Consider the following 19,092-nt stretch of genomic DNA (forward strand, 5'->3'; position numbering starts at 1 on the left):
GATATCCCCTCGTTTGACGGATCGAAGCTACGCCTCGATATGCCCTTCGTGCAAGCGCAGCACGCGGTCCATCCGGGCCGCGAGCCGTTCATTGTGCGTCGCGACCAGCGCCGCCGAACCATGATCGCGCACCAGCTTCACGAACTGGTCGAACACCCGGTCGGCGGTCGCCTCGTCCAGATTGCCCGTCGGCTCGTCGGCGAGCACCAGCAGCGGCCGGTTCGCCAGCGCGCGCGCCACCGCAACGCGCTGTTGCTCGCCACCCGACAGCTTGCTCGGCTTGTGATGCAGGCGTTCGGCCAGCCCCAGCCGGCCGAGCAGGTCGGTCGCGCGCTCGTCGGCCTCACCCTGACCGGCACCGCGGATGAGCTGCGGCAGAATGACATTCTCGATCGCGGTGAAGTCGGGCAGCAGATGGTGAAACTGATAGACGAATCCGATTTTCTCGCGGCGCGTCTTCGTCCGGTCCCCCTGATCGAGCCGCGTGACATCTTCGCCGTCGATGCGGATCGTGCCGTCAAAGCCACCTTCGAGCAGGCCGACCGCCTGCAGCATCGTCGATTTTCCCGACCCCGAAGGGCCAAGCAGCGCGACGATCTCGCCGCGGCGAAGGCTTGCGTTCACACCGCGCAGCACGTCGATGGTCACGTCGCCCTGCGTGAAGCTGCGCTTCAGGTCGGCGAGTTCGAGGACGACGTCACTCATAGCGCAGCACCTGCACCGGATCGGTATTCGCGGCCTTGTAGGCGGGATAAAGCGTCGCAAGAAAACTGAAGACGATGACCATCGCCGCAACACCCGCAATTTCGAACGGGTCGGGTTTTGATGGCAGTTCGGTCAGAAAACGGATCGACGGATCCCAAAGCGGTTGCCCCGTCAGCCATTCGATACCTCGCTGAACCGGACCGCGAAAATAGAGGATGCTGAAACCGAACACCATGCCCATGATCGTACCGGCGACCCCGATCGACAGGCCGATTGCCATGAATATCCGCATCACCGCGTCGCGTGGTGCGCCCATCGTGCGCAAAATCGCCATGTCGCGAGTCTTGGCACGTACCAACATGATCAGCGACGACACGATATTGAAATTGGCGACGAGGATGATGAGCGACAGAATGACGAACATCGCAGCGCGCTCGATCGACAGCGCCTCGAACAGGCTCGCGTTCATCGACCGCCAGTCGGAGATCACCGCCTTTGCCGCGACCTTTTCGGCGAGCGGCTGCAACGTCTCGCCCACGCGATCCGGATCGGTCACCTTCACTTCGATCATCTGCACCTGATCACCAGTGAGCAACAGAAGCTGCGCATCCTCCATCGGCATGACGATATAGGCCTTGTCGAAATCATAGACGCCGATCTCGAATATGGCGGAGACGCGGTAGCTGATCTCGCGTGGCACCGTCCCGAACGGCGTCGAGCGCCCCTGCGGATTGATGATCGTGACGTTCGATCCGACCTGCGCGCCCAGATTCTTCGCAAGTTCGCTGCCAAGCGCGACATTGCCCGCATTCGGGGTCAGCGAATTGAGACTGCCCTGCAGCACCTTACCGCCCAGCACATCATTCCGGCGGATGTCGTTGACAGTCATTCCGCGCACCAGCACGCCCTCGACACGCCCGCTGAAAGTCGCAAGCAAGGGCTGCTCGATCAGCGGCGTTGCGGCAATAACCCCCGGCGTCGCCTTGGCCTGCTTCAGCACCTCGCGCCAATCGTCGAGCCGGCCTCCGAAACCCTGCACCACCGCATGCCCGTTCAACCCGACGATCTTGTCGAACAGGTCGGAGCGGACGCCATTCATCACACTCATCACGATGATCAGCGTCGCGACGCCCAACGTAACAGCAACGAGACTGAAGGCCGCCGCGACAAAGATAAATCCTTCGCCGCGTTGCGGAAGCACATATCGTTTGAAGATGGCGCGTTCATAAGAGCGCAAAATCATGGGGCGAGCGGCCTTTGAAGCGCGATACGCGGCGTGGTCATGCCTTCGCTTTAGGGAGCGGCAACGACGCTGGCAATGGCCGCTGATTGGCGTCCGTGTTGCGATCGATTCGCATAACCTGTTGCCGATCCGCCACAGCGCCGATGCAAAAGGACTCCCGAAACGCCGTGACATGGTGACAAAGCGCCCCCGGCCCCCTAGCCCATAATCTCTGGTTCAACGCGGCCAAAGGCCCGGCTCCAGGGAGTGCAGATCCATCGCCGGTCTGCTCACAAGGGGGATGGCGAGTGTTCGTCACAGGCGCCCGGGTCTCGAAAGCGAGGCCCGGGCGTTGTGATTCCGGGGCACCTTCGCCGTAAGAGCGGTTTTCATGCGAGCATCGCGATAGCTGAAGTCGCATCAGCCTGGAAAACGAGACTATGGCAAAACCCGACCGCGTATATGTTCGCTTTGTCTGTTATCAGTTGACCGCTTCGCAGCGCCAAAGACTTGGACTTTTCCAAGCATTGGATGAAGCGCGAGATTTTGATTTTGCGCCGTCATGGGCGTTGGGGCAAATCGAAGAGATTTACGGCTGGTTCAGGAAAAACTTGGCGGTTCCCAGTCAATTTTCACGCGGAGGATGGAAAGGACGCGGACAGCCGGGCTTGTCTTGGTTCAAGCCTATAGCCACTGAGCACATTCGGCAGATGCATCAACTAAGATTGGCTCTGGAAGCATGTGGCGTCCACGTAGACATTCTAACAACGCGTGATCCCGGGCATGTCATCTGGCAGGACCAATACCAGCTCGTGGCTGAACCGGGCAATCGAAGGTTTTAAGCGACGGCCTGCTAGCCGATCTACCCTTCGCTCTCGCTGATATCCTCAAGCATCTCGGCGTCGAGTACGCGCACGCGACCCTGTTCCAGCGAGATCACGCCCGATTCCTCCCAGCTCCGTAGCTGGCGGTTGATATGCTCGCGGCTCATCCCTGCAAAATTGCCGAGTTCGGTCTGACTGAGTTCGACGCGGTGCGTCTTTTCGACGCTGTCCTTGCGGATCAGGCGCTTGAGGTAACGTGCAAGCCGCGGACCCGAGGCATAGGCGCGATCACTCTCGATCGTCTGATCGGCCGTGCGCAGCCGACGCGCGAGCTGCTGCATCAGCGACCATGTGAATTCGGGATGGCTCGCCGAGAAGTCCTTGAGCGCGTTGCGGCCGAGTTGCAGCGCGCTGCCCGCGCTCGTCGCGGTCACCGATGCGGTGCGCTCGCCGCCGTCGAGCAGCGCGATTTCGCCGAGCACCGCGCCCGGTTCGGCATAGGCAAGGACGATCTCGCGCCCGCCCGCGGTCAGCATCGACACGCGTGCGGTACCTTCGGTCAGGATCAGCATCATGTCGCCGGGGTCGCCTTGGACGAGCAGTTCCTTGCCCTTGGCAAAGTTGACCTGCACCGACCGGCTGGCGATCTCGGCCCAATCCTCGACCGTCAGCCCGGAAAATATGGAATCGGGGCCCTGAAGTCCGGCGAGTTTCGCGTGGTCCATGCCCCTGATGCCCCTTTGTTGCCTCGTCAGACGAGCCGGCTCTGCTTCACCGCAGCTTCGATGAATCCCTTGAACAAGGGATGCGGATCGAAGGGTTTGGATTTCAGCTCGGGGTGGAATTGCACCCCGATGAACCACGGATGGTCCGGCCGCTCGACGATTTCGGGTAACATGCCATCGGGCGACATGCCAGAAAAGACGAGGCCGCCTTTTTCCAGATTTTCGCGATAGGCGCCGTTGACCTCATAGCGGTGGCGGTGGCGCTCGCTGATCTCGTTTGCACCGTAAACCGAAGCGACATGGCTGTTCGGCGACAGCTTCGCCTCGTAGGCGCCGAGGCGCATCGTGCCGCCAAGGTCGGTGTTCGCGCCGCGCTTCTGCAGGCCTTCGGCGCTCATCCATTCGGTGATCAGGCCAACAACCGGCTCGTCGGTGGGGCCGAACTCGGTGCTCGACGCAGCGTCGATACCGCTCGTGTTCCGGGCGCCTTCGATGCACGCCATCTGCATTCCGAGGCAGATGCCGAAAAAGGGAACCCCGCGCTCGCGCGCGAACCGCACACTCTCGATCTTGCCATCGGATCCGCGCTCGCCGAAACCGCCGGGGACAAGAATGCCGTGCATCGGCTCGAGCTGCGCGGCCAGATCGTCGCCCTTCTCGAACATTTCGGCGTCGAGCCAGCGGATATTGACCTTCACCCTGTTCGCCATGCCGCCATGCACCAGCGCTTCGTTGAGCGACTTGTAGGCATCGGGCAGCGAGACATATTTGCCTACCACGCCGATCGTGACCTCGCCCTCGGGATGCTGCTTGCGGTCCATGATGTCGTACCAGGCCGTCAGGTCGGGATCGGGCGCGTCATGAATGCCAAAGGCGCGCAGCACTTCGCTGTCGAGGCCTTCGCCATGATATTGCACCGGCACCGAATAGATCGAATCGGCGTCGAGCGCCGGGATCACCGCTTCCTTCCGCACGTTGCAGAATTGCGCGATCTTGGCGCGCTCGCCCTCGGGCAGCGGCTTTTCGCAGCGGCAAAGAAGAATGTCGGGCTGGACGCCAAGCGAGGCGAGTTCGCGCACGCTGTGCTGCGTCGGCTTGGTCTTGAGCTCGCCCGCGGCGGCGATGTACGGCACCAGCGTCACATGGACCGACAGCGTGTTCTCGCGGCCTTCTTCGTTCCGGAGTTGGCGGATCGCTTCGATGAACGGCAGCGATTCGATGTCGCCGACGGTGCCGCCGATTTCGCAGAGCACGAAATCGAGATCGTCGGTTTCGGCGCGCGCGAACGCCTTGATCGCGTCGGTGACATGCGGAACGACCTGAACCGTCGCACCCAGATAGTCGCCGCGGCGTTCCTTGGTGATGATCTGCTGATAGATACGGCCCGAGGTGACATTGTCGCTCTGCCGCGCCGCAACGCCGGTAAAGCGCTCGTAATGCCCCAGATCGAGGTCGGTTTCCGCGCCGTCGTCGGTCACATAGACCTCGCCGTGCTGATAGGGCGACATCGTGCCCGGATCGACGTTCAGATAGGGGTCGAACTTGCGAATACGGACACGATAGCCACGCGCCTGCAACAAGGCTGCGAGGCTAGCCGCCATCAAACCTTTGCCAAGCGAGGAGACCACGCCGCCGGTGATAAAAATGAACCGCGCCATGGGAGGAAAGACTTACTCAACTGGAGGGTGACGGCGCAAGCCATCGAATCGCAAACGGCGGAAATAATTCCGCCGCCGCGTGGACGAATACCGGCGACCGGAGCCGCCGGATGATTTCAGGCTTACTTCTTGGCCGGCGCTTCGGCCGGAGCCGGAGCTGCGCTCTGGCTCGAAGCCGCCGCCGCAGCAGCGAGCGGATCGTCGCTGGCCGGAGCGGTCTGTGCCGGGGCACCCTGGGCCGGCTGCGCCGGGCCGGTCAGCGCCGACGTCGGCGCTGCGGTGCCCGACTGGGCGCTCTTCGACAGCGAGGTATCGATCGACGAGCCGCCAGCGCCGCCCACCGACGCAAGCGCTGCGAGCAGGATCGACAGACCGACGAACAGCGTGGCGAGAATGGTCGTTGCCCGCGTCATGAAATCGGCCGCGCCGCGTGCCGACAACAGGCCGGCGGGGCTGCCGCCGACGCCCAGACCGCCGCCTTCCGACTTCTGCATCAGGATGACGCCGATCATCGTTGCGGCGACGAGCGCCTGAACGACGAGCAGGAAGGTGAAGAGATTGGACATCGAATTTTCCCGAACTTGCGCGGCCTCACTTGGTCCGCGCCCGCGGCGCACATAGAGATGAAGCGCGTCCGCTTCAACCCACAGCTTTTCAGCCGAGCGCCGCCGCGGCCTCGACGATCGGAACGAACTTGCCGGCCGTCAGGCTCGCACCGCCCACCAGCGCGCCGTCGACGTCGCCTGCGTCAAGCAGCTCGGCGGCATTTTCGCCGTTGACCGAACCGCCATACAGAATGCGGATCGTGGCGGCGGCACCCGACTGCTCGCGCAACTTGGTACGGATTGCGCCGTGCATGTCGGCAACGTCGACCACCGTGGGCACCAGCCCGGTCCCGATCGCCCAGATCGGTTCATAGGCGATGGCAAGCCGGGCGGGATCGAAGCTTTCGGGAAGCGATCCCGCGATCTGCGCCAGCACATAATCGATCGCGCCACCCGATTCGCGCACCTCGCGCGGTTCGCCGACGCACAGGATGACGGAAAGCCCCGCCGCCAGCGCGGCTTCGGCTTTTGCCTTCACGTCGGCGTCGGTTTCGCCGAAACCCTCGCGCCGTTCGCTATGGCCGACGATGACGAGGCTCGCACCCGTATCGACCAGCATGGACGCGGCGACCGATCCGGTGAACGCGCCCGAGGCGGCGGCGTGGCAATCCTGCCCGCCGACGGCAGCCCCCGGCGCAGCCGTCACCATGGCACCGATCAGCGTGAAGGGCGGACAGAGCGCGACATCGACCGAAGGATGCGTGCCGGCGGCGGCGAAAATCGCCTGCGCCTCGCCCAGCGCGGCCACCAGCCCGTTCATCTTCCAGTTGCCGACCACATATTTGCGCCGCGCCATCATCTGCTCCCTGTTCGTCGGATATTTCGATGCCTGCCCTAGCGGCGCGCGGGCAGCAAAGGCAAGCCGCTCGCACCCGATCGCGCTTTCCCGCCTTGAAGCCTGCCCGCCTCCCGCCTAAAGCAGCGCCAAACCGCGCCCATGGCGCCCGGCCGAAAGACAGTTCGCTTCATGATTACCGCTCTTCGCAACCTTTTCGGGTCCACCATCGGCAAATTCATCGCGCTCGCCTTCATCGCGCTGATCGGCGTGCTGTTCGCGCTCGGCGACGTCACCGGCAACGCCTCGTTCGGCGGCTTCGGTAGCGCCAATGTGGCCAAGGTCGGCAGCCGCGAGATCGGCCTTGGAGAGCTGCGCGAGCGGGTCAATCAGGCCTATAATCAAGCGCGCCAGCAGCAACCCGGGCTGACCAAGGCGGCGTTCGTCGAGGGCGGCGGGCTCGATCAGGTGCTCGACCAGCTCGTCGACGGCATGGCGTTCGAACAATTCACGACCGATCTCGGCTTCGGCGTCAGCAAGCGACAGATCGACGGCCGTATCGCCGACATCCCGGCTTTTGCCGGCGTGTCGGGCAAGTTCGATCAAAAAACGTTCGAAAACTTCCTGCGCCAGAACGGCATGACCGAGGCGCAGATCCGCCGCGAGCTGAAGCAGCAACTGCTGCTCGAACAGATTGGCGTTCCCATCGGCTCGATCCCGCGCGTCTCGCTTGGCGTCGCACGCCCCTATGCGGCGCTGCTCCTCGAACAGCGCCAGGGTCAGGCACTCTTCATTCCCGCAAGCGCATTTGCGCCCGCGGGCGACCCCGGCGACGCCGCGCTCAAGACCTTCCTTGACCAGAACCGCAGCAAATTCACCGTGCCCGAACGCCGCACGCTGCAATATGCCACTTTCGACCGCAGCGCGGTGCCCGTGCCCGCCGTCAGCGACGCTGAAATCGCCAAGGCCTACAAGGCTGGCGCCGCGCAATATGCGGCCAGCGAAACGCGCCGCTTCGCGCAGGTGATCGCCCCCGATCAGGCAACGGCGAACGGCATCGCGGCCAAGGTTCGCGGCGGCAGCTCGCTCGCGGCAGCCGCGCAGGCGGCAGGCCTGTCGGCCTCGACCACCGGCGAGCTTACACAAACGGCCTATGCCGCGACGACGAGCGACGCGATCGCCAAGACAGCTTTCGCTGCGAAGCAGGGCGACGTTCTCGGCCCGGTGCAGTCGGGTCTTGGCTGGGTTGTGGCGCGCGTCGAAGCGGTGACCGTCAAGCCCGCCCGCACGCTGGCCGAGGCGACCCCCGAAATCCGCACCGAGCTTGGCAAGAACAAGGCCAATGAAGCGATCGTCGACTATTACAACGCGATCCAGGACGCGGTGAACGGCGGCGCCTCGATCGAAGAGATCGCCGCCGACCGCAAGCTCAAGGTCGAAGAGACCCCCGCCCTGCTGCCCAGCGGCCGCGCGCCCGACATGCCGGGCTTCACACTGTCGGCGGAGTTCGCTCCGATGGTCAGCGGCGCCTTCCAGACCGCCGGCGAAGGCGAATCGCAGCTCGCAACGCTCGTCGAGAACGAGAAGTTCGCCGTCTACTCGGTGAAGTCGATCACCGCCGCCGCGCCGCCGCCCTTCGCGAAGATCCGCACCGACCTGCTCACCGAATGGCGCTATGCGCAGGGCCAGAAAATCGCCCGCGACAAGGCCCGCGCGATCGCCAAGGCCACCGAAGGCGGCAAGAAGACGCTTCCCGATGCCGCCCGCGAAGCTGGCGCGGCGATGGCCGGCGTGCAGCCCATCGGCGGCCGCCGCGCCGACCTCGGCCGCGACGGCAAGCCCGTGCCGCCCGAACTCGCCCTGCTCTTCTCGATGGCCAAGGGCAGCGTGAAGACGCTCGAAGTGCCCGGCAACCGCGGCTGGATGGTCGTTTCGCTGGGTCAGGTCGACCGCCCCGACCCGAAGGCGATCGAGCCCGGCCGTGTGGCCGCGATCGCGCAGCCGCTGTCGCCGGCATTCGGCAACGAGCTGGTCGAGCAGTTCGCCGCCGAGGCGAAGCGCCGCGTCGGGGTCAAGATCAACAAGGATCTGGTCGAACAGCTCCGTAAGGAACTGACCGGCACGACGCCGGTCGGCGAATAAACCCGGCGTGGCCCTCGAAGGCAGAGCCACGGCGCTCGAAGCGCTGGCCGGGGGCCGCGGCGCGGTCGTCTGGCAACGGCTGATCGCCGATATCGAAACACCGGTTTCGGCGGCCCTCAAGCTCGTCGAGCCGGGCCGCGGCGACTGGGTGCTCGAATCGGTCGAGAGCGGCGAGACGCGCGGCCGCTATTCGATGATCGGCCTCGACCCCGACCTGATGTTCGAAGCGCGCGGCGACGCGGCACACATCAACCGCGACTGGCGCGCCGATCCCGCAGCCTTCACCCCGCTCGCCGCTCCAACGCTGCAGGCGCTCCGTGACCTCGTCGCCGAATGCCGCTTCGACGTGCCCGACGCGCTGCCGAAGGCGCTGACGACGCTCGTCGGCTTCTTCGCCTATGAAACCTTCGGGCTCGTCGAGCGCATCCCGCGCGCGCCGGGCGAAGGCCTCGGCCTCCCCGACATGGTGTTCGTCCGCCCGACGGTGATCCTCGTGTTCGACCGGCTCGCCGACGAGCTCTTCCTGATCGCGCCGATCTGGCCCGACGCGGGCGGCGCGATCGACCGCATGATCGATGCGGCGCAGGACCGGCTCGACGATATCGCCGCGCGCCTGTCGACCCTCAGCGCCCACCGCGAGCGCGCGACCACCGACGCGCTTCCGGGCGACGTGACCGCCATCCCGGCGACAAGCCCCGAGCGCTTCGCCGAAATGGTCGCCACCGCAAAGGATTATATCGCCGCGGGCGATATCTTTCAGGTCGTGCTGTCGCAGCGCTTCTCGACGCCGTTCGACCTTCCGCCCTTCGACCTTTATCGCGCGCTCCGCCGCATCAATCCCTCGCCCTTCCTCTACTTCCTCGACCTGCCCGGCTTCGCGATCATCGGCTCTTCACCCGAGATTCTGGTCCGTGTCCGCGAAGGCGAGATTACGATCCGTCCGATCGCCGGCACCCGCCCACGCGGCCGCACCAGCGCCGAAGACGCAGAGAACCGCGAAAGCCTGCTCGCCGATCCCAAGGAACGTGCCGAGCATCTGATGCTCCTCGACCTCGGCCGTAACGACGTCGGCCGAGCCGCCATCGGCGGCAGCGTCACGGTAACCGACAGCTACACCGTCGAATTCTACAGCCATGTCATGCACATCGTCTCGAACGTCATCGGCCGCATCGCGCCCGACAAGGACGCGATAGACGCGCTGTTCGCGGGCTTCCCTGCCGGGACCGTCAGCGGCGCGCCGAAGGTCCGCGCCTGCCAGATCATCGCCGAACTCGAAGCCGACGCGCGCGGGCCTTACGCGGGAGGCGTCGGCTATTTCGCGCCCGACGGCAATATGGACAGCTGCATCGTCCTCAGAACCGCGATCGTGAAGGACGGCGAGATGCATGTGCAGGCGGGCGCCGGGATCGTCGCCGACAGCGATCCCGCCTATGAGCAGCGCGAGTGCGAAGCCAAGGCCGGCGCACTTTTCGCCGCCGCGCGCGAAGCGGTGCGGCTCGCCGGGACGCCGGGTTACGGTCAGTAACTTGACCTGACATCGGCGTGCGCTAGCGTCCGGCCATGCGCAAATTGCTCGCCCCGCTCGCCTTGCTTCTCGCCCCCCTGTTCGCGGGCGTCACTCCTGCCCAAGCCGAGCCGTACCGGTTCAGCGTTGATGGCGCCGCCGGGGTCGATGCGATCCTCGACAACTTCACCTTCGCCGACGGCGAGACACTGCCCGAACTCACCATCCGCTACATCACGCTTGGCAGCCCGAAGCATGATGCCAAAGGCAATGTCACGAACGCCGTGATGATCCTTCACGGCACCGGCGGCACCGGCAAGCAATTCTTCCAGCCGCAGTTTGCCGACGAGTTGTTCGGCCCCGGCCAGCCGCTCGATACCAGCAAATATTACGTCATCCTGCCCGACAATATCGGGCATGGCGGCTCGTCAAAGCCCAGCGACGGCCTGCGCATGAAATTCCCGCGCTACGACTATGACGACATGGTCGCCGCGCAATATCGCCTGCTGACCGAAAAGCTCGGCGTCAAAAGCCTGAAGCTCATCCTCGGTACCTCGATGGGGTGCATGCACGCCTTCGTCTGGGGTGAGACGCATCCGGGCTTTGCGGAACGGCTCGCGCCGTTCGCCTGCCAGCCGGTCGAGATCGCGGGCGAGAACCGCATGTGGCGCACGCTGTCGATCGACGCGATCAAGGCCGATCCGTTGTGGAAGGACGGCAATTACACCGACCCGCCGGTGTCGGGCCTGCGCACCGCCGCCTCGCTGACGATGATCGCGGGTGCAAATCCCTATGCGCTGCAGGCGCAATATCCGACGCGCGTCGCGGCGGAGAAATACAAGGACGAAGCCTTCGCGCGCGCCTTTGGCCGGAGCGACGCGAACGACACCATCTATCAGCTCGATTCCTCGCGGAATTACAATCCCTGGCCCAATCTCGAAAAGATCACCGTGCCGGTCCTCTGGATCAATTCGGGCGACGATTTCATCAATCCGCCGGGCTATTCCTATCCCGAAGAGGGCGTAAAGCGCATGCCGCGCGCCCGCTACATCCTCATTCCCGCGAGCGCCGAGACCAAAGGCCACAGCACCCACAGCTGGGCCAAATTCTGGAAGGACGATCTCGCGAAGCTGATGGCGGAGTGAGGCGCGCCAGCGCTACGTAGCTAGGCGCAGCACAACCGGTTCGATCGCTTCCAGCGCGTTGGATGCGCGGATCAACTGATCTACCGTCAAAGAGTCAGAGCGGCACCTTTCGGCCCATATTTTTTCCTTGTCCGTCCGATGCGAAAGCCCGCGGACGCGGTGGAATTTGATACTGGAATCGATGTCAGTGCCGATCGAGTACCAGCGCTCGGACATATCCGGTACTTTTGTATCGCCGGAGATCGCGTTCGATTCTCGTTCTTCCTTGAGATGCCGCGTGTCCGCGACCACGCGCAGGATGTGCCGCATCGAAGTCCGGTTGTGTCCTTTGAGGTCCGGCCTATCGGCCAGCCACAGGATATAACGCGCGATCCTTTCATGAAATTCCATCGACATCCCCGCCTTTCGTCACGGGATAGATATTCCCAACGCGCGCGCAAGCGGCTAACGCCGCCCCATGATCCTCGTCATCGACAATTATGACAGCTTCACTTTCAACCTCGTTCATTATCTGATCGAGCTCGGCGCCGACGTGCGCGTCGAGCGCAACGATACGCTGACCGCCGCCGAAGCCCTCGCAACCGGCGCGTCGGCCTTCCTCATTTCGCCCGGCCCCTGCACCCCGAACGAGGCGGGCGTCAGCCTCGACCTCGTCGCCGCCTGCGCCGACGCAAAAAGGCCGCTGCTCGGCGTCTGCCTTGGCCATCAGGCGATCGGCCAGCATTTCGGCGGCACCGTCCAGCGCGGCCACCTGATGCACGGCAAGACCTCGCCGGTCTGCCACGACGGCACCGGCCTGTTCACCGACCTGCCCTCGCCGCTCACCGCGACGCGCTATCACAGCCTCGAAGTCGTCGACATTCCCGCCTGCCTTGCGATCAACGCGACCAGCGACGACGGCGCGGTGATGGGCTTCCGCCATGTCGAGCTGCCGATCCACGGCGTCCAGTTCCACCCCGAAAGCATCGCGACCGAACATGGCCATGCGATGCTCGCGAACTTCCTCATCGCCGCAGGATTGCCCGTCGCGGCGCGACAGGCGGCATGAGCCGCTTCGGACCGCTTCCCGATCCGGCTGCGCTGCTGGATCATGACGAGGCCGGCTCCGCCTTTGCGTCGATCCTCGACGGCGACGCAAGCGACGAACAGATCGCCGAGTTCCTGATCGCCCTCTCGGATCGCGGCGAGACGATGGTCGAAATCGCAGCTGCGGCGCAGGCGATGCGCGACCGGATGATCCCGATCGACGCACCCAAGGGTGCCATCGACGTCTGCGGCACCGGGGGCGATGGCCACCACACGCTCAACGTCTCGACAGCCGTGGCGATCGTCGTCGCCGCGTGCGAGGTTCCGGTCGCAAAGCACGGAAATCGGGCTGCTTCGTCGAAATCGGGCGCCGCCGACACATTGGAGGCGATCGGCCTCGACATGGAACGCGCGGGCCAGATGGCACAGGCGCAGCTCGCCGATCTCGGCATCTGCTTTCTCTTCGCCGCGCATCACCATCCGGCGATGAAACGCATCATGCCGATCCGCAAGGCGATCGGCCGCCGTACGATCTTCAACCTCATGGGGCCGCTCGCCAATCCGGCGCGCGTGACCCGCCAGCTCGTCGGCATCGCGCGCCCCGCCTATGTCCCCGTCTATGCCGAGGCGATTCACCATCTCGGTACCGAGCATTCGCGCGTGATTTCGGGCGACGAGGGTCTCGACGAACTCTCGCTTGCGGGCGGCAACGAAGTCGCAGTCGTCACTCCCGAAGGCGTCCGGATGCAGCGCAGCACCGCCGCCGACGCCGGTCTTCCGAGACACCCGATCGAGGCGATCCGTGGCGGCGACGCGCAAGAGAACGCCACGGCGCTTCGCGGCCTGCTTATGGGCGAGAAAAGCGCCTATCGCGACGCCGTCCTCTACAACGCCGCCGAGGCGCTCGTCGTCGCGGGCGCCGCTGAAAATCTGGTCGACGGCGTTGAGGAAGCCGCCGAGGTCATCGACAAGGGGCTTGCCAACGCGCTCCTCAATTGCTGGATCGCGTATAAATGAACAAGCTGACGCAGATATTGGCCACCAAGGCCGAAGAGGTGGCCGAGCGCCGCCAGGCCTATTCGGTCGCCGACCTCGACCGCATCGACGCCGGCGCGCCGCGTGGCTTTCAGGCGGCCCTGCAGGCCAAGATCGATGCCGGCGGCTACGGCCTGATCGCCGAAATCAAGAAAGCGTCACCCTCCAAGGGACTGATTCGCGAAGATTTCAACCCCGCCGATCACGCTCGCGCTTATGCTGCCGGCGGCGCAGCCTGCCTCTCGGTCCTCACCGACGCACATTATTTTCAGGGGCACGAAGAATTCCTGATCGCGGCGCGCACCGCATGCGATCTGCCGGTCCTCCGCAAGGATTTCATGATCGACCCATGGCAGGTCGCCGAAGCGCGCTCGATCGGTGCCGACGCGATCCTGATCATCGTCGCTGCGCTCGACGACGGCGCGATGCGCGAGATCGAGGCCGCCTCCATCGAACGCGGCATGGATGTCCTCGTCGAAGTTCACGACGAAGCGGAGCTCGAGCGTACGCTGGCGCAGCTCCGGTCGCGCCTGATCGGCGTCAACAACCGCGACCTCCGCACCTTCGAGACCGATCTCGGCGTAACCGAACGTCTTGCAAAGCTCGTCCCGCCCGGCGCCTTGCTCGTCGGCGAAAGCGGCATCGCAAACCATGCCGATTGCCAAAGACTGGCGGAAAGCGGCGTCAAAACCTTCCTCGTCGGCGAAAGCCTGATGCGTCAGGATGACGTCACGGCGGCAACGAGGGCCTTGCTAGAAGGTTGAGGACGGCGCGCCAGCGCGGAAGCCGGCAATTTTCCCGACCGGGAAGATCGCGCGGCTTCCGAGCCGCCTTAACAATTGCCTTTGACTCCATCGGCACAGTCCCCGACGGATTCAACGTCTCTTCCTGCCCCCTTCACCGTGTTGCAGGCAGACAGGACGAATATCGAACTGCCAATAGCAATAATTGTCAGAAACCTTTTCATTGTCTCTCTCCAGCGACAAGGGCGAACCGCCCTCTGTGGAGACTACGGCGCTTCCGATTGATTGTTCCCCTGCAACGGTTCGCGCTAGCCGAAGCGTTCAGAATGATCGCCAAGTGGCGGAGGATGGCCCGGCGCATCGCCTCTGAACCAATCCGGCGCTGCTCGCTATTTTATCAAGGCGCCAAAGCACCACCCTTGCCTTTCCCGTTCCGCCTTGCTTCGTTCCCACCGATGACTTCGAAACCGACTCACCTCGACGACACCGGCGCAGCACATATGGTCGATGTCGGCACCAAACCTGCAACGGAGCGCCGCGCCGTGGCAGGCGGCCGGATCACGATGTCGGCCGGCGCGCTCGATGCGATCCGCAGCGGCAACGCGCCCAAGGGCGACGTGCTATCGACCGCGCGCATCGCCGGGATCATGGCCGCCAAGCGCACCGCCGACCTCATCCCGCTCTGCCACCCGCTCGCACTCACCAAGGTTTCAGTCGCGTTCGAATGGGAAGCGAACGGCATTTCAGTGGCAGCGACTGCTGCGACCACCGGTCCGACCGGGGTCGAGATGGAAGCGCTCACCGCCGCCTCGGTCGCACTCCTTACGCTGTACGACATGGCAAAGGCGCTCGATCGCGCCATGATCCTCGGCGATATCCGCCTGCTCGAAAAGAGCGGCGGCCGTTCGGGCGACTGGCGCGCCGAATGAGCGGCCTGCTGCCGGTCGGGGATGCGCAGGCCCGCCTGTTCGCACTCCGCAAACCACTTGCGTCCAAAACTATCTATTTTTCGCAATCTCTTGGCTGCTATCTTTCGCAAGACGTCGCCGCGATGCGCGACCAGCCCGCCGCGCCGCTCTCGGCGATGGACGGCTACGCGGTCCGCCACGCCGACCTGCCGGGTCCGTGGGTAATCGCGGGCGAGATCCCCGCAGGCAGCGTCCCCGGCGCGCCGCTGAACGCCGGTGAAGCGATGCGGATATTCACGGGGGCGATGCTGCCCGAGGGGGCCGATACCGTCGTGATGCAGGAGGATGTCGCAGTCGCGGGCGACAGGTTGACCCTCTCGACCGGCGATACGATCAACGCAGGCCAGCATATCCGCGCCCGCGCAAGCGATTTCGCCACCGGAACCACGCTCGTCGCCGCTGGCACCCGCCTCACTCCGGGGGCAATCGCGACCGCGATCATGAGCGGGGCGCCGCAGCTTTCGGTCGGCACGCGCCCGCGCGTCGCGATCGTCACCACGGGCGACGAACTCGTCCAGCCGGGCCATGCTCTCGCCCCCGGCCAGATTCCCGACAGCAACGGGACGATGCTCGCCGCGATGCTCGCGGGCGAGCCTGCCGAGGTCAGCCTGCCGCTCCACATTCGCGACGACCGCACGATATTGTCACGTGTTCTCAATGATCTGGCGCGACGTCACGACGTCATAGTGACCGTCGGCGGCGCTTCGGTCGGCGATCACGACCATGTCCGCGGCGCGCTCGACGACGCCGGGGGGCGACTCGATTTCTGGAAGATCGCGATGAAGCCCGGCAAGCCACTGATCGCCGGTACGATCGGCGACGCGCTGCTCCTCGGCCTGCCCGGCAACCCCTCGTCGGCCTTCGTTACCGCAACGCTCTTCCTGCTCCCGCTCGTCCGCCACCTCGCCGGCGCCCGCGAGCCGTTGCCCGAGATACGCCAAGCCCCGCTCGCCGCGCCGCTCGGCGCAGGCGGCGCCCGACGCGACTATCTCCGCGCACGCCTTGCTGGCGGCGCCCTGACGGTCTTCGACGGACAGGACAGCGGCCGCACCGCGCCGCTCGCCGAAGCGAACGCGCTGGTGATCCGCGAGATCGGCGCGCCCGCCCGCACGGCAGGCGAACCAGCGGATTATATCGTCATCGCTTGACAAGTTCCGCTTTGTTCCACTATCGTTCTCCCTATGTCCGGAACTGGCATCATGGAGAACAACCGATGTTGACCGCGAAGCAGCATGAATTGCTGCACTTCATCCAGCAGCGCCTCGACACGAGCGGCATTTCGCCGTCGTTCGAGGAGATGAAGGAGGCGCTCGGCCTCAAGTCGAAATCGGGCATCCATCGCCTGATCAGCGCCTTGGAAGAGAGGGGTTTTCTCCGCCGCCTGCCGAACCGCGCTCGCGCGCTGGAGGTGCTGAAGGTTCCCGAAGCCGCCAAGGCGCCCCTGCGCAACGATCGTGACAATATCGTTCCGCTCCGCAAGCCGGCCCCGGCGCTGAAGCCGATCGCCGCGAACGACATCATCGAGGTGCCGCTGCACGGCAAAATCGCCGCCGGCGTTCCGATCGAGGCGTTCGAGGATCATAACCAGCTCGCGGTTCCGGCCGCGTTGCTCGGCGCGGGCGAGCATTATGCGCTCGAGGTCTCGGGCGATTCGATGGTCGAAGCGGGCATTTTCGACGGCGACTATGCGCTGATCCAGAAGGCGAGTACGGCACGCGAGGGCGATATCGTCGTCGCGCTCGTCGACGGGCAGGATGCGACGCTCAAATATTTCCGCCGCGAAGGCAAGATGATCCGGCTCGACCCTGCAAACAGCGCCTATGAACCGCAGCGCTACGAGGCCGAGCGCGTCATGGTGCAAGGGCGCTTGTCGGGACTGCTTCGTCGTTACCACTGAGCTGTTGCGGCTGCCGCCACGGATGCTCGTCGCCTGCGCGTAGCGCGGTGACGACCCGCGGCCTTTCGCCGAGGTAGATCGCCAGCCCGCCGCTTTCCGCCAGGCTGTCGCGATCGATCGTCAGCCAGCGACCCACGCATTCGCGCGGCAGCCAGCGATCGCTGATCACGACATCTGCCGCGGCGCAGGCGGCGGCCATGTCGGCCCCCTCGATCCGGTCGCTTCCGCGCGAGGCAAGGATGGTCCGCTGCCTGCTCCCCTGCCCCTGGCGCCAGCGGCAGAAGTCGGGGTTGCATTCGACATGATCGAGATTGGCAAGCGCACCCAAAGCGGTATCGATCCCCGCCGCCTCACTCATCGCATCGCGCACGAAATCGCCGGCACGGTCGCGCAGCAGCGCGTAGCCGCCGCCCGGTACCGATGCGGCAATGTTGCGGCCGTCGCCGGTCACTAGCAGGTCGGGGCGCGGTTGCACGAGCAGTGCGGCCATCCCGAGAGCGAGCGGCACTCCGCCGGCCCAGCGCCAGCTCGAGCGCCATATCAGGATCCACAGACCGCCGGCCACCGCGAGAGCGAAGCCCCAGGCCGGAAAGGCGGGCAGCGTCGCGACTGCGCCCGGCGTGCCCGCCACCGCATGCGCCAGCCCAATCAGCGCGCGAAGCGCTTGCTCCGCAATCCACCAGAAGGGGGCGCCCAGCCCAACGCTGTCGAACAGCAATGCCAGCGCCTCGGCCGGCATGATCACGAACGTGGTGAGCGGGATTGCTACCACATTCGCCAGCGCCCCATAAAGACCTGCCTTGTGGAAGTGGAATAGCGCGATCGGCGCCAGTGCAACCTCGACGACGAGCCCGGTGACGAGCAATCCCGCAATCCCTCGCGCCCAGCGCAGCGGCAGCACTTCGTCGCGGCGCGCCAGAAGGCGCTGCATCGCCGCACTTTCATGAAGCGCGACGATCGCGGTCACCGCAGCGAAGCTGAGCTGGAAGCTGGGTCCGGCAAGCGATTCGGGTCGCCACAGTAGCACGAGAAGCGCCCCCGCAGCCACAAGCCGTAAGGTCACCGCCTCGCGTCCCATCAGGAAGGCGGCGAGCACAAGCAGCGCCGCAATCAGCGACCGGAGCGTCGGCACCTCGGCCCCGGCGAGCCAAGTGTAACCCGCGCCCGCCAGCGCGCCTACGGCTGCGGCGACCGGCAGGACATGACCCGCGAGCGCGAAACGTCGATTCAACGCGAACAGCCGCATCGCGACGAACATTGCAAAGCCGATCACCGCCGTGACGTGCAGGCCGCTAATCGACAACAGGTGAGCCAGACCGGCGCGCCGCATCGCCTCGTCATCCTCGGCCGAAATCGCGCCCCGGTCGCCGGTGACCAGCGCCGCCGCTACCCCGCCGGGCGACCCTTCTACTTGGTCGTGAATGTGCGCGCTCAAACGCGCACGCAGCGGCTGACCGCCGCGCCCGGTGCCCGGTGGCGTCTCAACCTCGCCCAAAATCGTTCCGACCGCCCCGATCCGGTCAAACCAGGCGCGCTGGGCAAAATCATAGCCGCCGGGCAGGCTCGCGGTCGGCGGCGGCATCAACCGCGCGCGCAGACCTACCCGGTCGCCCAGCGTCAGCGGGCCGCTTTCACCGCGCAGCGTCAACCTAACACGCGGCGGGAGATCGGGGCGGCGAAGTGGTCGGACGATCAGGCGCGTCTGATCGCGCGCTGGCAGCGGCTCGATAGTCTCGATCTCTGCCGCGAACTCGGTAACTATGGGCTGCACGAGCACCGGCGCCGCAACCCACAGCGCCCGCCCCCAGATCAGCACGATGCCCATCGCCGCCACGGCACAGCCGACGACAATGATACGTCCCGATCGCCGCTGCCAGCCGGCGAGCAACCCTCCGAGGACACCGGCAGCGAGCAGCAGCAAAAGGCCGATCCAATATGCGCTGGCCGGCAACGCGAACCACGCGCCAATGCCTGCGCCCAGCGCGACGGGCAGCCAAAGACCGATCCTTTCGCGCTCGGCATCCAGCCTCGTTTCCAGGCGTTCGGCGAGCGCATGCGCGGCGGTCATCATGCGTTGGCCAATGGGCGTTTGAAGCGGCCTTGTCGCCATGCTAGGGG

At 65.2% G+C, this 19,092-nt stretch carries 18 protein-coding genes; 10 read left to right on the forward strand and 8 right to left on the reverse strand.

The features are described 5' to 3' along the window. Window positions 1–27: 27 nt before the first annotated feature. Together ACQY80_RS17520 and ACQY80_RS17525 are read right to left on the reverse strand one after the other, a co-directional pair. The gene (locus ACQY80_RS17520) at window positions 28–705 is read right to left on the reverse strand and encodes an ABC transporter ATP-binding protein (protein ID WP_428682165.1); all 678 of its coding nucleotides are present in this window, start codon (window positions 703–705) and stop codon (window positions 28–30) included. Beyond that, window positions 698–1,948 (reverse strand): lipoprotein-releasing ABC transporter permease subunit, encoded by a 1,251-nt coding sequence (locus ACQY80_RS17525; RefSeq protein ID WP_428682167.1) that lies wholly within the window; start codon window positions 1,946–1,948, stop codon window positions 698–700. The genes ACQY80_RS17520 and ACQY80_RS17525 overlap by 8 nt, the downstream gene beginning before the upstream one ends. Window positions 1,949–2,367: 419 nt before the next feature. Here ACQY80_RS17525 and ACQY80_RS17530 point away from each other — a divergent pair, with 419 nt between their 5' ends. Then, window positions 2,368–2,769: a hypothetical protein gene (locus ACQY80_RS17530; RefSeq protein ID WP_428682169.1), complete on the forward strand. Its 402-nt coding sequence runs from the start codon at window positions 2,368–2,370 to the stop codon at window positions 2,767–2,769. Between the two features lie 20 nt (window positions 2,770–2,789). On the opposite strand, the gene ACQY80_RS17535 is transcribed toward ACQY80_RS17530, so the two are convergent. The 4 genes from ACQY80_RS17535 to tpiA form a co-directional block, all read right to left on the reverse strand. Beyond that, window positions 2,790–3,476: a Crp/Fnr family transcriptional regulator gene (locus ACQY80_RS17535; protein WP_428682171.1), complete on the reverse strand. Its 687-nt coding sequence runs from the start codon at window positions 3,474–3,476 to the stop codon at window positions 2,790–2,792. A gap of 26 nt (window positions 3,477–3,502) precedes the next feature. Continuing rightward, window positions 3,503–5,134 (reverse strand): CTP synthase, encoded by a 1,632-nt coding sequence (locus ACQY80_RS17540; RefSeq protein ID WP_428682173.1) that lies wholly within the window; start codon window positions 5,132–5,134, stop codon window positions 3,503–3,505. 122 nt (window positions 5,135–5,256) lie between these two features. Continuing rightward, window positions 5,257–5,700: a preprotein translocase subunit SecG gene (gene secG / locus ACQY80_RS17545; RefSeq protein ID WP_428682175.1), complete on the reverse strand. Its 444-nt coding sequence runs from the start codon at window positions 5,698–5,700 to the stop codon at window positions 5,257–5,259. Window positions 5,701–5,788: 88 nt separating this feature from the next. After that, on the reverse strand, window positions 5,789–6,535 hold the full coding sequence (gene tpiA / locus ACQY80_RS17550; protein WP_428682177.1) for a triose-phosphate isomerase: 747 nt from the start codon (window positions 6,533–6,535) through the stop codon (window positions 5,789–5,791). Between the two features lie 171 nt (window positions 6,536–6,706). Between tpiA and ACQY80_RS17555 the strand changes: the two genes are divergently transcribed. Genes ACQY80_RS17555 through ACQY80_RS17565 form a run of 3 tightly spaced genes read left to right on the forward strand, consistent with a single transcriptional unit; the run spans window position 6,707 to window position 11,305 of the window. Then, window positions 6,707–8,656, forward strand: a complete 1,950-nt coding sequence (locus ACQY80_RS17555) for a SurA N-terminal domain-containing protein (protein ID WP_428682179.1) — start codon at window positions 6,707–6,709, stop codon at window positions 8,654–8,656. A gap of 7 nt (window positions 8,657–8,663) precedes the next feature. Then, entirely contained in the window at window positions 8,664–10,181 is a 1,518-nt protein-coding gene (gene trpE, locus ACQY80_RS17560) for an anthranilate synthase component I (protein ID WP_428682181.1), read from the forward strand. Between the two features lie 35 nt (window positions 10,182–10,216). Next, window positions 10,217–11,305, forward strand: coding sequence for an alpha/beta fold hydrolase (locus tag ACQY80_RS17565; RefSeq protein ID WP_428682183.1), 1,089 nt, complete (start codon window positions 10,217–10,219; stop codon window positions 11,303–11,305). Between the two features lie 12 nt (window positions 11,306–11,317). On the opposite strand, the gene ACQY80_RS17570 is transcribed toward ACQY80_RS17565, so the two are convergent. Next, a complete protein-coding gene (locus ACQY80_RS17570; protein ID WP_428682184.1) occupies window positions 11,318–11,695 on the reverse strand; it encodes a hypothetical protein in 378 nt (125 codons plus the stop codon). Window positions 11,696–11,762: 67 nt separating this feature from the next. On the opposite strand from ACQY80_RS17570, the gene ACQY80_RS17575 reads away from it, so the two are divergent. The 6 genes from ACQY80_RS17575 (at window position 11,763) to lexA (ending at window position 16,974) form a co-directional block, all read left to right on the forward strand. Then, window positions 11,763–12,353, forward strand: coding sequence for an anthranilate synthase component II (locus tag ACQY80_RS17575; protein WP_428682186.1), 591 nt, complete (start codon window positions 11,763–11,765; stop codon window positions 12,351–12,353). Then, window positions 12,350–13,348: an anthranilate phosphoribosyltransferase gene (gene trpD / locus ACQY80_RS17580; protein ID WP_428682188.1), complete on the forward strand. Its 999-nt coding sequence runs from the start codon at window positions 12,350–12,352 to the stop codon at window positions 13,346–13,348. Before ACQY80_RS17575 ends, trpD begins: the two co-directional genes overlap by 4 nt. Beyond that, the gene (gene trpC / locus ACQY80_RS17585) at window positions 13,345–14,130 is read left to right on the forward strand and encodes an indole-3-glycerol phosphate synthase TrpC (RefSeq protein ID WP_428682190.1); all 786 of its coding nucleotides are present in this window, start codon (window positions 13,345–13,347) and stop codon (window positions 14,128–14,130) included. Before trpD ends, trpC begins: the two co-directional genes overlap by 4 nt. A gap of 434 nt (window positions 14,131–14,564) precedes the next feature. Beyond that, window positions 14,565–15,038, forward strand: a complete 474-nt coding sequence (gene moaC / locus ACQY80_RS17590; RefSeq protein ID WP_428682192.1) for a cyclic pyranopterin monophosphate synthase MoaC — start codon at window positions 14,565–14,567, stop codon at window positions 15,036–15,038. After that, window positions 15,035–16,225 (forward strand): molybdopterin molybdotransferase MoeA, encoded by a 1,191-nt coding sequence (locus ACQY80_RS17595; protein WP_428682194.1) that lies wholly within the window; start codon window positions 15,035–15,037, stop codon window positions 16,223–16,225. Before moaC ends, ACQY80_RS17595 begins: the two co-directional genes overlap by 4 nt. 65 nt (window positions 16,226–16,290) lie before the next feature. Beyond that, window positions 16,291–16,974 carry a transcriptional repressor LexA gene (gene lexA / locus ACQY80_RS17600; RefSeq protein WP_428682196.1) on the forward strand — a complete coding sequence of 228 codons (684 nt, stop codon included), beginning with the start codon at window positions 16,291–16,293 and terminating at the stop codon, window positions 16,972–16,974. On the opposite strand, the gene ACQY80_RS17605 is transcribed toward lexA, so the two are convergent. Further along, window positions 16,928–19,042 (reverse strand): ComEC/Rec2 family competence protein, encoded by a 2,115-nt coding sequence (locus tag ACQY80_RS17605; protein WP_428685921.1) that lies wholly within the window; start codon window positions 19,040–19,042, stop codon window positions 16,928–16,930. The genes lexA and ACQY80_RS17605 overlap by 47 nt on opposite strands. Between the last annotated feature and the right edge of the window lie 50 nt (window positions 19,043–19,092).

The sequence above is a fragment of the Sphingopyxis sp. genome (assembly GCF_965279755.1).
Lineage (GTDB): Bacteria > Pseudomonadota > Alphaproteobacteria > Sphingomonadales > Sphingomonadaceae > Sphingopyxis.